This window comes from Streptomyces sp. NPDC001027, assembly GCF_040299045.1.
GTDB lineage: Bacteria > Actinomycetota > Actinomycetes > Streptomycetales > Streptomycetaceae > Streptomyces.
In genome coordinates this window covers 21,233-35,005 of the sequence record NZ_JBEPBI010000034.1, presented here as the reverse complement: position 1 = coordinate 35,005, position 13,773 = coordinate 21,233, and the positions used below count along the sequence as shown (strand labels likewise).

Annotated in this window: 11 protein-coding genes; all 11 read left to right on the top strand. The window is 71.8% G+C overall.

Annotation, left to right across the window (positions count from 1 at the left end; all coding sequences use genetic code 11):
* Positions 1-274: 274 nt before the first annotated feature.
* The 11 genes from pyrG to ABT300_RS12915 all read left to right on the top strand — a co-directional run bounded on the left by pyrG (position 275) and on the right by ABT300_RS12915 (position 13,641).
* A complete protein-coding gene (gene pyrG, locus ABT300_RS12965; RefSeq protein ID WP_107444754.1) occupies positions 275-1,924 on the top strand; it encodes a CTP synthase in 1,650 nt (549 codons plus the stop codon).
* 91 nt (positions 1,925-2,015) lie between these two features.
* A complete protein-coding gene (locus tag ABT300_RS12960; protein WP_351674475.1) occupies positions 2,016-2,642 on the top strand; it encodes an NUDIX domain-containing protein in 627 nt (208 codons plus the stop codon).
* Positions 2,643-2,825: 183 nt separating this feature from the next.
* Positions 2,826-4,892 carry a tetratricopeptide repeat protein gene (locus tag ABT300_RS12955; RefSeq protein WP_351674474.1) on the top strand — a complete coding sequence of 689 codons (2,067 nt, stop codon included), beginning with the start codon at positions 2,826-2,828 and terminating at the stop codon, positions 4,890-4,892.
* Positions 4,893-5,029: 137 nt separating this feature from the next.
* On the top strand, positions 5,030-6,154 hold the full coding sequence (ald, locus tag ABT300_RS12950) for an alanine dehydrogenase (RefSeq protein ID WP_351674473.1): 1,125 nt from the start codon (positions 5,030-5,032) through the stop codon (positions 6,152-6,154).
* Between the two features lie 401 nt (positions 6,155-6,555).
* A complete protein-coding gene (locus tag ABT300_RS12945) occupies positions 6,556-7,692 on the top strand; it encodes a ParA family protein (protein WP_079041320.1) in 1,137 nt (378 codons plus the stop codon).
* Entirely contained in the window at positions 7,677-8,258 is a 582-nt protein-coding gene (locus ABT300_RS12940; RefSeq protein ID WP_351674471.1) for a hypothetical protein, read from the top strand. The genes ABT300_RS12945 and ABT300_RS12940 overlap by 16 nt, the downstream gene beginning before the upstream one ends.
* Before the next feature lie 852 nt (positions 8,259-9,110).
* Positions 9,111-9,926: a segregation and condensation protein A gene (locus tag ABT300_RS12935; RefSeq protein WP_502977926.1), complete on the top strand. Its 816-nt coding sequence runs from the start codon at positions 9,111-9,113 to the stop codon at positions 9,924-9,926.
* Between the two features lie 53 nt (positions 9,927-9,979).
* Positions 9,980-10,549 carry an SMC-Scp complex subunit ScpB gene (gene scpB / locus ABT300_RS12930; RefSeq protein WP_319279589.1) on the top strand — a complete coding sequence of 190 codons (570 nt, stop codon included), beginning with the start codon at positions 9,980-9,982 and terminating at the stop codon, positions 10,547-10,549.
* Complete coding sequence (locus tag ABT300_RS12925; protein ID WP_351674468.1) at positions 10,549-11,724, top strand: pseudouridine synthase; 1,176 nt, start codon at positions 10,549-10,551, stop codon at positions 11,722-11,724. The genes scpB and ABT300_RS12925 overlap by 1 nt, the downstream gene beginning before the upstream one ends.
* A 103-nt stretch (positions 11,725-11,827) precedes the next feature.
* On the top strand, positions 11,828-12,622 hold the full coding sequence (locus ABT300_RS12920; RefSeq protein WP_351674466.1) for an NUDIX hydrolase: 795 nt from the start codon (positions 11,828-11,830) through the stop codon (positions 12,620-12,622).
* Complete coding sequence (locus ABT300_RS12915; RefSeq protein WP_351674464.1) at positions 12,619-13,641, top strand: ADP-ribosylglycohydrolase family protein; 1,023 nt, start codon at positions 12,619-12,621, stop codon at positions 13,639-13,641. Before ABT300_RS12920 ends, ABT300_RS12915 begins: the two co-directional genes overlap by 4 nt.
* Positions 13,642-13,773: the final 132 nt, after the last annotated feature.

The window sequence follows — 13,773 nt, the reverse complement described above, 5'->3', positions numbered from 1 at the left end:
CCGTCTTGCCGGCCGGGCTCGGCAGCGAGTGTCCGAGCAGGATACGACGCACGTAGATGATCTGCGTGCCGCTCGCGGCAACGCGGGTGGGCCGAACGGGTGAGCAACGGGTGAGGAACCGGTGCGCGGACGGCGGCGCGTGTCGGCCCGTGCGCGGAGCGTGGCCGGAGGCCGTCCCGCCGCGGCGCTGATACCCTGGTAGCCCGTGGACCGGTGGTCTCGAAGCCCCCGAACCGCACCCTCGAATCGCGACCACGGGAGCCCCCTCTTGGCCATGACGCCCAAATCCACGACGACCAAGCACATCTTCGTCACCGGGGGTGTCGCCTCCTCGCTCGGCAAGGGTCTGACGGCCTCCAGCCTCGGCATGCTGCTCAAGGCGCGCGGTCTTCGCGTGGTCATGCAGAAGCTCGATCCGTACCTGAACGTCGACCCTGGCACGATGAACCCCTTCCAGCACGGTGAGGTGTTCGTCACGAACGACGGCGCCGAGACGGACCTGGACATCGGACACTACGAGCGCTTCCTTGACCGCGACTTGGACGGCTCCGCCAACGTCACCACGGGCCAGGTCTACAACACCGTGATCGCCAAGGAGCGGCGCGGCGAGTACCTGGGCGACACCGTGCAGGTCATCCCGCACATCACCAACGAGATCAAGCACCGCATCCGCCGCATGGCGACGGACGAGGTGGACGTCGTGATCACCGAGGTGGGCGGCACGGTCGGCGACATCGAGTCGCTGCCGTTCCTGGAGACGGTCCGCCAGGTCCGGCACGAGGTCGGCCGGGACAACGTGTTCGTGGTGCACATCTCGCTCCTGCCGTACATCGGCCCGTCCGGCGAGCTGAAGACCAAGCCCACCCAGCACTCCGTGGCCGCCCTGCGGAACATCGGCATCCAGCCCGACGCGATCGTGCTGCGCTGCGACCGCGAGGTGCCCACCGCGATCAAGCGCAAGATCTCGCTGATGTGCGACGTGGACGAGGACGCGGTCGTGGCCTGCCCCGACGCCCGCTCGATCTACGACATCCCCAAGACCGTGCACGGCGAGGGCCTGGACGCCTATGTCGTCCGCAAGCTGGACCTGCCGTTCCGCGACGTGGACTGGACGACCTGGGACGACCTGCTCGACCGCGTCCACAACCCCGACCACGAGATCACCCTGGCCCTGGTCGGCAAGTACATCGACCTGCCCGACGCCTATCTGTCGGTGACCGAGGCGCTGCGCGCCGGCGGCTTCGCGAACAAGGCCCGCGTGAAGATCAAGTGGGTCACCTCGGACGACTGCAAGACCCCGGCCGGCGCCAAGGCGCAGCTCGCCGACGTGGACGGCGTCTGCATCCCGGGCGGCTTCGGCGACCGCGGCGTGCTCGGCAAGGTCGGCGCGATCCGCTACGCCCGCGAGAACAAGATCCCGCTGCTCGGCCTCTGCCTGGGCCTGCAGTGCATCGTGATCGAGGCCGCGCGCAACCTGGCCGACATCGGCGACGCGAACTCCACCGAGTTCGACTCGGCCACCGCCCACCCGGTCATCTCCACCATGGCCGAGCAGCTCGACATCGTCGCGGGCGAGGGCGACATGGGCGGCACGATGCGGCTGGGCATGTACCCGGCCAAGCTGGCCGAAGGGTCCATCGTCCGTGAGGTGTACGACGGCAAGGAGTACGTGGAGGAGCGGCACCGGCACCGCTACGAGGTGAACAACGCCTACCGGGCCGAGCTCGAGAAGAAGGCGGGCATCCTGTTCTCCGGCACCTCCCCGGACGGCAAGCTGGTCGAGTACGTCGAGTACCCGCGCGACGTCCACCCCTACCTGGTCGCCACGCAGGCGCACCCCGAGCTGCGCTCGAGGCCCACGCGTCCGCACCCGCTGTTCGCCGGCCTGGTGAAGGCGGCCGTCGAGCGGAAGACTTCGAAGTAACACACCAGTTGTACGGTGGCCGGGGTGCAAACCTTCAAGGGTGAGCGCCCCGGTTTCGTTTGCGCAGGTGGCACGTGGGAGGACGCACGGCATGACGATCAAGGACACCCCCGAGGCGTGGGAGATCCGGGCGACGACGACCCCGTTCACGGGCGCCAAGACCTCCGTCCGCACCGACGAGGTGGTCATGCCCGACGGATCGGTGGCCCGCCGGGACTACCAGGTGCACCCGGGGTCCGTGGCCGTCCTCGCCGTCGACGACGAGGGCCGGGTGCTGCTCATCAAGCAGTACCGGCACCCGGTGCGGCACAAGCTGTGGGAGATCCCGGCCGGCCTGCTCGACGTGCCGGGCGAGAACCCGCTGCACGCGGCGCAGCGCGAGCTGTACGAGGAGGCGCACGTCAAGGCGGAGGACTGGCGGGTCCTCACCGACGTGTACACGACCCCCGGCGGCTGTGACGAGTCCGTGCGGATCTTCCTGGCCCGCAACCTCTCCGAGGCGCAGGGGCGGCGTTTCGACGTGGAGGACGAGGAGGCCGACATGGAGCACGCGCGCGTGCCGGTCGCCGAACTCGTCCGGGCCGTGCTCGCGGGCGACGTGCACAACACCTGCCTCGTCGTCGGCGTCCTGTCGCTGGTCGCCGCGCAGAACGGCGACGGGCTCGACGCGCTGCGCCCGGCGGAGGCGCCGTGGCCGGCGCGTCCGTTCGAGGCGTGATCCGCCCTCCGGGCCCTCTCCCGCACCCGTGCGGTGTGACGATCGGCTGATCCGATCGGGGGACGTCCGGGCCCCGCCCGACGTGCTCCTCCCGGAACGTCGCAGAGCGTGAACTAGGCTCGGCGACAGCCCGAACCGGAGTCCCGGCGGGCTGGCGCGTGCGGTGGGACGGGAGTGTGGCCCGTGACGGACCAGGCAGTGGACACAGGCGGCGTGCAGCTGTCCGGACACGCTGCGACAGAGGGCCATTTCCTGGGCCGTGCCCGGGAGTTGAAGGAACTGCGCGCCGACATCGAGCGCACGGGCCTGGACACCATCTCCGGGAGAAAGGCGCCCCGCGCACGGGTCCTGCTCATCGCCGGCCGCCCCGGCTCGGGGCGCTCCGCGGTCGCCGGGGAACTCGTACGCCAGGTCGCCGGCCGCTACCCGGACGGCGTCCTGCGCGCCCGCCTCGCCGAGCCCGACGGGACACCCGTGCCGGTCGAGCGCGCCGCCCGCGAGCTCCTCGCCGCGCTGGACGTGCCCGCCCCGCCCGGGGCCGACGAGGACGACCTCGCCGCCCTGCTGCGCGACACCCTCGCCGAGCGCCGTGCGCTGCTCCTGCTGGACGACGCGGTCGGCGCCGAACAGGTCGACGCCCTGCTCCCGGACGCCCCGCAGTGCCTGCTCGTCGCCGTGTCCGCCGGCCCGCTCACCGGCATCGCGGACGTCCGCCCCTGCACCCTCGGCGGCCTGGACACCAAGTCCGCCCTCGACCTGCTGACCCGGTACACCGGCTCGGTCCGCATCACCGTGGACCCGCGCTCCGCCGAGCGACTCGTCGAGGCGTGCCAGGGCCAGCCCGCCGCGCTGACCCTGGCCGGCGGCTGGCTCGCCGCCCGTCCGCAGGCTGCCGTCGCCGACCTCGCCAAGCAGCTCCACGCGGAGGGCGACGAGGGCGCCCCGCTCAGCCGCGTCTTCCGCCTCGTGCACACCGCCCTGCCCGCCCCCGCGGCCCGGATACTGCGACTGCTGTCCCTGGCCCCGGCCGGCCTCGCCGACCCGCACACCGCCTCCGCGCTGGCCGGCTGCTCGGTGGGCGCCGCCCGCACCACCCTGGACGACCTCGTCGCCCTCGGCCTGCTGCGGGCCCTGGACTCCCCGCTGCCCCAGTACGAGGTGCCCGGCTGCCTGCACCCCCTGCTGCGGACCGCCGCCGAGACCCACGAGCGCCCCGCCGAGCTCCAGCTGGCCCGCGCCCGCATGCTGGAGCGCACGGTGCGACTGCTGCAGTCCTGCCGGGCCATCGCCGAGACCGACAGCCCCCAGGCCCGCGAGAAGCTCCAGGTCATGCCCCGGGCGCTGCGCTTCCCCAGCTCGCGGGCGGCCGCCGACTGGCTGCAGGCCCGCCGCCCGGCCCTGCTCGCCTCGGCCCGCCTCGCGGTCGCCGACGGGGAGCTGGACACCCTCGCCCGCCGCCTGATGTCCCAGCTGGTCAGGGCGATGGTCGCGCATCTCGGCACCCAGGCGGCCGCGCCGGACCTGTACGGGATCCACCAGCTCGTCCTGGACGTCGCCGAGCGCCGTCGGCTGCCCCGGGAGAAGGCCGCCGCGCTGCTGAACCTGGCCGACGTCGACGCCAGGACCGGTCGCACGGCGGAGGCGCTGGCGCGCTACCGGGCCGCTCTGGACGCCGGACGCGAGGCGAACGACCCGTATGCCGTCGGCCGCGCGATGGAATCCGTAGGCGGCGCGCACCTCGAGCTCGGGGACTACGACCGGGCCGCGGACTGGTTCGGCCGGGCCCTGGCCCAGCGCCTGGCCCGCGACGAGCGCGCGGACGCCGCCCGCCTCTACGGCCGCATCGCCACCGCGCACACCTACGCGGGCCGCTACGGCGAGGCGCAGCGGGCCTGGCGCGCGGCGGTCTCCGGCCACCGCAGGAACGACGATGTGGGCGCGCACGCGCGGGCGTTGAGCGAGCTGGCCCGGGTCCAGGAGTACGCCGGCCGGCCCGAGGAGGCGCTGCGCACGTGTCAGGAGGCGGTGCAGTGGGCCGAGCGCGCCGCGGACACGCGGCTGCAGGCCGCGCTGCAGCTGAGGCTGGCCGACACCCTGGAGCGCCTCGGCGACCCGACGGCGGCCCGACTGCATCGCGGCGCGGCCGAGCGCATCCTGGGAGAGGGCCCGTCGGACGGCTCCAAAGAGCCCGATCGACCGGATGACACCGAGGATGCCTGCGAAATCCGTAGTGCATCTCCGAAAGATTGACGCAATGAAAGGCTAGACAGAGGGAACGCCTTCATTAAACTGGCTCTGCCGCACGTTCTCCTGCGGTGTGTCCCGGTGCGCCCTGTATCTCCGGGAATGTCATTTGCTGTGCCCCCACACCCTCTGAGTCAAGGACCGTGATCGACGTGAAGGTCGGCATCCCCCGCGAGGTCAAGAACAACGAGTTCCGGGTGGCCATCACCCCCGCCGGTGTGCACGAGCTGGTGCGCCACGGTCACCAGGTCGTCGTCGAACGAGGCGCCGGCGTCGGCTCGTCCATCACGGACGAGGAGTACGTGGCGGCCGGGGCGCGCATCCTGGAGACCGCCGACGAGGTGTGGGCCACGGCCGACCTGCTGCTGAAGGTCAAGGAGCCCATCGCCGAGGAGTACCACCGCCTCCGCAAGGACCAGACGCTCTTCACCTACCTGCACCTGGCCGCGTCCAAGGAGTGCACGGACGCGCTCGTGGAGTCCGGGACCACCGCGATCGCCTACGAGACCGTCGAGCTGCCGAGCCGCGCGCTGCCGCTGCTCGCCCCGATGTCCGAGGTCGCGGGCCGGCTGGCCCCCCAGGTCGGCGCCTACCACCTGATGCGCGCCAACGGCGGCCGCGGCGTGCTGCCGGGCGGCGTCCCGGGCGTGCTGGCCGCCAAGGCGGTCGTCATCGGCGGCGGGGTCTCCGGCTGGAACGCCGCGCAGATCGCCATCGGCATGGGCTTCCACGTGACCCTGCTCGACAAGGACATCAACAAGCTCAGGGAAGCCGACAAGGTCTTCGGCACCAAGATCCAGACCGTCGTCTCCAACGCCTTCGAGCTCGAGAAGGCCTGCCTCGAGGCGGACCTCGTGATCGGCGCCGTCCTGATCCCCGGCGCCAAGGCCCCCAAGCTGGTCACCAACGAGCTGGTCTCCCGGATGAAGCCCGGAAGTGTCCTTGTCGACATCGCGATCGACCAGGGCGGCTGCTTCGAGGACTCCCGTCCGACCACCCACGCCGAGCCGACCTTCCCGGTCCACGACTCGGTCTTCTACTGCGTCGCCAACATGCCCGGCGCGGTCCCCAACACCTCCACCTACGCCCTCACCAACGCCACGCTGCCCTACATCGTCGAACTCGCCGACAAGGGCTGGGCCGAGGCGCTGCGCCGCGACGCCGCGCTGGCGAAGGGGCTCAACACCCATGACGGCAAGGTCGTTTACCGCGAGGTCGCGGAGGCGCACGGCCTGGAGCACGTGGACCTGGACTCGCTGCTCGGCTGAGCCGGGAAGCTAAGTCACCTTTTCGTAAAGGCGATACGTCAACAAGGCGCGTCAACCGCGCACACGCGGCCGGACCTTGCCCGACAAGGTCCGGCCAGATGTGTGTATGGTCACTTTGCGCCTCTCGGCCAACTCGCCTCGAACGTAACGCTTCGACCGATTCGCACACCGGTGAATCCTGCCGTGCGACGGCCGTACGCCCTTGACAGCGTGATGTTTCATTGCCGACACATCGGGCCGGGTCCGGCGGATTGTGTTGCTGCGGACGCCCGACACGCCATAGAGTCGCCAACCGTCGGCATGGTGCCACGCTGACCTTGTCTAGAAGTTTCCTGGTCACCAAGGAGGTAAGACGACTTGTGAATGAGTCGACATTTGCTCCCGGGGGTGGTCAACCAGGAATGCGTACGCGGGGCCCGGGTTCCGCGGGGCTCGAGGCTGTCGGCTCCGTCGCTGTCCGAACCTTCGCAGCCCACCAGAGCCAGAGCAGCCCCCAGTTGGCTCTGTCAGCACTCCAGAGCATGGATGGCCATCACGTGAACGCCATGGCCGGCGACGGAAGTGGCGCGCCCCACAACCACTTCGCCGACTACGACGAACTGCCCGACGGGCACTTCTACGACCCCGACGCCGAATACGAGCCGGATCCGGAGTACGCGGCCACGCTCGCGCCCGACGCGGCCCGACAGCGCCGTGAGCGCGTCGGTCCGACCGGACGCCCGCTGCCGTACTTCCCGATCCCGGGCCCGCTGACCGAACACGGCCCCGCGAAGATCATCGCGATGTGCAACCAGAAGGGCGGCGTGGGCAAGACCACGTCGACCATCAATCTGGGCGCCGCGCTCGCGGAGTACGGACGGCGCGTGCTGCTCGTGGACTTCGACCCGCAGGGCGCGCTGTCGGTGGGACTCGGCGTCAACCCGATGGAGCTCGACCTCACCGTCTACAACCTGCTCATGGAGCGGGGCATGGCGGCGGACGAGGTGCTCCTGAAGACCGCGGTCCCCAACATGGACCTGCTTCCCAGCAACATCGACCTGTCGGCCGCCGAGGTGCAGCTGGTCTCCGAGGTCGCGCGCGAGTCCACGCTCCAGCGTGCGCTCAAGCCGCTGATGGACGACTACGACTACATCGTCATCGACTGCCAGCCCTCGCTCGGCCTGCTCACGGTCAACGCCCTCACGGCCGCCCACAAGGTGATCGTGCCGCTGGAGTGCGAGTTCTTCGCGCTGCGCGGTGTGGCCCTGCTGACCGAGACCATCGAGAAGGTCCAGGAGCGGCTCAACCCGGAGCTGGAGCTCGACGGGATCCTCGCGACCATGTACGACTCGCGCACGGTCCACAGCCGTGAGGTCCTGGCCCGGGTCGTCGAGGCCTTCGACGACCACGTCTACCACACGGTCATCGGGCGCACGGTCCGCTTCCCGGAGACCACGGTCGCCGGTGAGCCGATCACCACGTACGCGTCCAACTCCGTCGGCGCCGCCGCCTACCGTCAGCTCGCCAGGGAGGTGCTCGCCCGGTGTCACGCCGAGTGAGTCTGCCGGGGGCCGACGAACTCTTCCGTACGACAGGGGGAACTGCGCTTCAGCCGTCCGCGCCCCGACGCAACGCCAACGGCGAGGCCCGGGTGCCCGCGCCGGCCGGCGAGAGCGACGGGGTGGCGGCCGGCGGAGCGCAGGACGCGCCGCAGGCCGTGCCCGCGCAGGGCGGCGACGGCGAGGGCGCCGAGCACGTGGCGGCCGACGCCGGACCGACCGACGCCGGGGAGTCCCGCACCAGGGGCGGCGCCCCCGGGGAGCGTGCCGAGCGCCGCCAAGGAGCGCAGGAAGGTTCTGCCTCCGCCGACGACCAGCCGCGCAAGCGTGGCCGGCAGGCGTCCCGCAGGCCCAGTGGCCGAGAACGGCACGACGAGAAGATCACCGTCTATGTCTCCGCCGAGGAGCTCATGGATCTGGAGCACGCCCGTCTGGTGCTCCGGGGAGAGCACGGGCTGGCCGTGGACCGGGGGCGCATCGTCCGCGAGGCGGTCGCCGTGGTCCTCGCCGACCTGGAGAGCCGCGGGGACGCCAGCATCCTCGTACGACGACTTCGCGGACGGTAGCGGTAGCCTGCGGGGGCCATGACCTCGAACAACGCCTCCGCCCCCGGCCCCGGCCCAGCAGCCGGCCGTCGGCGTGCGCTGGGGCGGGGACCGGGCACGGCGCCCGGCGGTCCGGAGCCCGAGGCCGACGCCGAGCCCGCCGTGACGGACTCAGCCGCAGCGGAACCGGTTCCACAACCGGCCGCCACGGAGGCGAACCCGGTACCGCTTGCTACCGAACGCGCCCCCCGGAAACCGGAAACGAGCCGGGAAGCGATTGCCGGGCATGCAGGTGCCCGGGATCCGGAGAAACCTGCGGAACCGCTTGCCGCGGAATCCGCCGCCCCGGAACCGGAAACGGGCCGGGAAGCGGTTGCCGCAGCCGTCTCCGATCCGGAGGCTGAAACGGGCCCGCAACCGGTTGCCCGTGTTGCCGCCGCCCCTGAGTCGGCAACCCGTCGGGAACCGGTTGCCGCGCGTGCCGTGACCCGCGATTCGGAAAGGGATCCGCGACCGGTTGCCCCGCTTGCTGCCCCCCGGGATCCGGAAAGGGATCCGCGACCGGTTACTCCGCTTGCTGCCCCCCGGGCCTCGGAAGCAGGTTCGGAACCGCTTGCGACGGAACCCGCCACCCCCGGAGCCGCCGTCGCAGAACCCGCTGCTCCGGCAACCGCAGGAGCCGGAGCCGCCGCCGCAGAACCCGCCGCCCCGGCAACCGCCGGCCCCGGAGCCGCCGCCCCGGGAGCCGAGGTCGGGGGTTCCGGCGTCGGGGGTTCCGTGGCCGGAGCCGGAGCCGGAGCCGGAGCCGGAGCCGGAGCCGGAGCCGGGGCGGGGGCGGGGGGCGGAGCCGGGGCGGGGGTCGGGGCCGGGGCGGTGGCGGACGGTGTCTTCAAGGTTCGGCTCGCAAACTTCGAGGGGCCCTTCGACCTGCTGCTCCAGCTGATCTCCAAGCACAAGCTCGACGTCACCGAGGTCGCGCTGTCGAAGGTCACCGACGAGTTCATGGCGCACATCAGGGCGATGGGCCCCGACTGGGACCTGGACCAGACGACGGAGTTCCTGGTCGTCGCCGCCACGCTGCTCGACCTGAAGGCGGCCCGGCTGCTGCCCGCCGCAGAGGTCGAGGACGAGGCCGACCTGGCGCTGCTGGAGGCGCGGGACCTGCTCTTCGCGCGCCTCCTGCAGTACCGCGCCTACAAGCAGATCGCCGACATCTTCACGCACCGGCTGGAGAGCGAGGGCCGCCGTTACCCCCGCACCGTCGGGCTCGAACCGCACCACGCCGAGCTGCTGCCGGAGGTGGTCATCAGCATCGGCGCGGAAGGGTTCGCGAGACTCGCGGTCAAGGCGATGCAGCCGAGGGCGAAGCCGCAGGTGTACGTCGACCACATCCACGCGCCGTTGGTGAGCGTGCAGGAACAGGCCGGGATCGTCGTCGCACGGCTGCGGGAGCTCGGCGAGGCCAGCTTCCGGGCGCTGGTGGCGGACACCGACGACACCCTCACCGTCGTCGCCCGTTTCCTCGCCCTGCTGGAGCTGTACCGGGAGAAGGCCGTCGCCCTCGACCAGGAGACCGCGCTCGGCGAGCTGCTGGTGCGCTGGACCGGCGGGGACGGGGACGCGCAGCCCCGGGTCACCGACGAGTTCGACCGGCCCCCCGAGGAGCCCGGGAAGGAGACGAAGACGTGAGCGAGGAGAGCGTCGCGGCACTGGATCTCAAGCCGGCCCTCGAGGCCGTCCTGATGGTCGTCGACGAGCCCGCGACCGAGGAGCATCTCGCGAAGATCCTCCAGCGGCCGCGGCGCAGCGTCGCGGACGCGCTGCGCGAGCTGGCCGACGAGTACACCGTGCAGGGGCGCGGTTTCGAGCTCAGGCTCGTCGCGGGGGGCTGGCGGTTCTACACCCGGCCCGAGTTCGCGGCGGCCGTCGAGGGATTCGTCCTGGACGGTCAGCAGGCCAGGCTCACCCAGGCGGCGCTGGAGACTCTCGCGGTCGTCGCCTACCGGCAGCCGGTCAGCCGCAGCAGGGTCTCCGCGGTGCGCGGAGTGAACTGCGACGGCGTGATGCGCACCCTGCTCCAGCGCGGTCTGGTCGAGGAGGCGGGCGCGGAACCCGAAACAGGTGCGATCCTGTACAGGACGACGAACTACTTTCTGGAGCGGATGGGCCTGCGCGGTCTGGACGAGCTCCCGGAGCTCGCGCCCTTCCTGCCCGAGGCGGAGGCGATCGAGGCCGAGACCCAGGAGGGCGTGCCGTCGTTCGATCCGGACGCTCCGGATTCCGAGGACGCAGACGACAAGACGGAACTTTGATGCGAAGCAGCAGCGGCAGGAACAGCAGCGGAAACAACGGCGGGAGCCGTGGTGGCAACAGCGGCGGCCGCGGCGGTAGCGGCGGAGGTCGCGGCGGGAGCAGCGGCGGCGGCGGAGGTCGCGGCGGGAGCAGCGGCGGAGGTCGCGGCAACTACCGCGGCGCCGGGAACTCCCGCGACGACCAGCAGGGCGCCAGGCCGAAGAACCCGCGCCCGGAGGAGCGCCGCTACGACGTGGGTCCCGGCGGCTCCCACGACGGCCCGAAGTCGGGGCGCGGCGCCTCCGCGCGAGGCGGCGCCAAGGGCGGCCCCAAGCAGGGGCAGGGCACCGGGCGCGGCCGCTGGGTGCCGGCGACCTCGCGTGAGTACGAGGCGCGGGCCGAGGAGCGCAACCGCGAGCGCTACGCGGGCAAGAAGGACGTCAAGCTGCCCAAGACCTTCCCGGGCGCCGAGCAGGAGGGCGAGCGGCTGCAGAAGGTCCTCGCGCGCGCGGGCTACGGCTCCCGGCGCTCCTGCGAGGAGCTGATCGAGCAGGCCAGGGTCGAGGTCAACGGCGAGATCGTGCTGGAACAGGGCAAGCGCGTCGACCCCGAGAAGGACGAGGTCAAGGTCGACGGCCTGACCGTCGCCACGCAGACGTACCAGTTCTTCTCGCTGAACAAGCCGGCCGGCGTCGTCTCCACGATGGAGGACAACGAGGGCCGGCAGTGCCTCGGCGACTACGTGACCAACCGCGAGACGCGGCTGTTCCACGTCGGGCGGCTGGACACCGAGACCGAGGGCGTCATCCTGCTGACCAACCACGGCGAGCTGGCGCACCGGCTGACGCACCCCCGGTACGGCGTGAAGAAGGTCTACCTCGCGCACATCGTGGGCCCCATCCCGCGCGACCTCGGCAAGAGGCTCAAGGACGGCATCCAGCTGGACGACGGGTACGCCAAGGCGGACCACTTCCGGGTGGTCGAGCAGACCGGCAAGAACTACCTGGTCGAGGTGACCCTGCACGAGGGCCGCAAGCACATCGTGCGCCGGATGCTGGCCGAGGCCGGCTTCCCCGTCGACAAGCTGGTGCGCGTCGCCTTCGGGCCGATCACCCTGGGCGACCAGAAGTCGGGCTGGCTGCGCCGACTGTCGAACACCGAGGTCGGCATGCTGATGCAGGAAGTCGACCTCTAGGCGATCAGGCCGCGGCCGGGACGTGAATCCCGGGACCCGGGGCTTGTGCGGGACGGCACCCCCTTTTTATAGTCGTGGTGACTATTAAGAGGGGGTGTTCGTCATGCGGGACCACGACAAGCGCGCCGACGACAGGCATCCCGACGACAGGCGCCCTCACGGTCCGCACCCCTACGACAAGTACGCCTACGACAAGTACGCCTACGCGCCCTTCGCGGTCACCGTCGATCTCGCGGTCCTCACGCTCCGGGCGGGCGTTCTGCAGGTGCTGCTCGTCGAGCGCGGGCAGGAGCCGTACGCCGGCCGGTGGGCGCTGCCCGGCGGATTCGTGCTGCCGGACGAGTCGGCCGAGACGGCCGCCCGGCGCGAACTCGCCGAGGAGACCGGCCTGAAGGACGTCTCCGGGCTGCACCTCGAGCAGCTGCGCACCTACAGCGAGCCCGGCCGCGACCCCCGTATGCGGGTCGTCTCCGTCGCGTTCGCCGCGCTGCTGCCCGACGCGCCCGAACCGATGAGCGGAGGCGACGCGGTCCAGGCGCGCTGGCAGCCGTACGACGACGCCCGGCCGCTCGCCTTCGACCACGACCGGATCCTGGCGGACGCCCACGACCGGGTCGGAGCCAAACTCGAGTACACCTGTCTCGCGACGGCCTTCTGCCCGCCCGAGTTCACCCTCGGGGAGCTCCAGCAGGTCTACGAGACGGTGTGGGGGACCGGCCTCGACCGGCCCAACTTCCGTCGCAAAGTCCTCGCCACCCCGGGCTTCGTCGAGCCCGTCCCCGGCGGCGCGCGCCTCACCGGCGGCCGCGGCAAACCCGCCGCCCTCTACCGGGCGGGGGCCGCCACCGCGCTCCACCCGCCCTTGCTGCGACCGCCCCGGGAAGGACGTTCCGCATGACCACCTCGACCACCGTCCGAAAGCGCGCCACCGGATCCCTGCTGGGACTGGCCCTGGGGGATGCGCTCGGGTTTCCGACCGAGTTCGACGACGTTCCGTCGATCCTCGCCAAGTGCGGGCCCTGGCGGGAGATGGAGCTCCCGGCGCGCGCCTTCGTCTCCGACGACACCCAGATGACCCTGGCGGTGGGGCGCGCCCTGCGCAGCGCCATGGACCGCGGCCTGCTCGTGCCGGACTCCCTGGTGCCGCAGCTGCGCAAGGAGTTCGTGGCGTGGAACCGGTCGCCGGACAACAACCGGGCCCCGGGGCGCACCTGCCTGACCGCGTGCGACCTGCTCGAGGACGACACGAGGCTGTGGCAGGACGCCAGCCAGATCGGCTCCAAGGGCTGCGGCGCCAACATGCGCGTCGCCCCGCTCGGCCTCGTCCCCGGGCTCAGCGACGAGCAGCGGGCCGGCGCCGCCCAGCTGCAGTCCGCCCTCACCCACGGCCATCCCACCGCGCTCGCCGCCTCCGACCTCACCGCGCACGCCGTCCGGCTGCTCACGCAGGGCGCCGACCCCGCCGCGCTGGTCGGGCTGCTGCGCTCGTACGCCCTGGACAACCGATCCCACTACCACCACCGCTGGCTCGGCGACCTGTGGACCCGCAGCCAGGACCCGAGCCCGGAGCACTTCATGACACGCGGCTGGGACGAGTGCCTCGCCGTGCTGGAGCGGCTCCAGGAGACGCTGCGCCGCCCCTCGCCCGAGACCGACCCGTGTCTGGCCGCGGGGGAGGGGTGGATCGCCGAGGAGGCCATGGCGGCCGGTCTGCTGTGCTTCCTGCTCTTCCCCGACGAGCCGGTGACCGTGCTGCGCCGGGCCGCCTGCTCGTCCGGCGACTCCGACTCCATCGCCTGTCTCGCGGGCGCCTTCGCGGGCGCGCACGCCGGAGCGGACGCCTGGCCGACGTCGTGGGCGGACCGGATCGAGTACCACGGCGAACTGATGACGCTCGGGGCCCTGTGGGACCAGTGATCCGGTGAGCCGACGAGTCAGCGAGTCAGCGAGCCGGTGAGTCGGTGAGTCGGTGAGCCGGTGACTCGGCGAGCCGGTGAACCGGCCCGGGCTCGCCGACCGCGCTCGCCGAGCGGTTTCGACCGGGTCCGA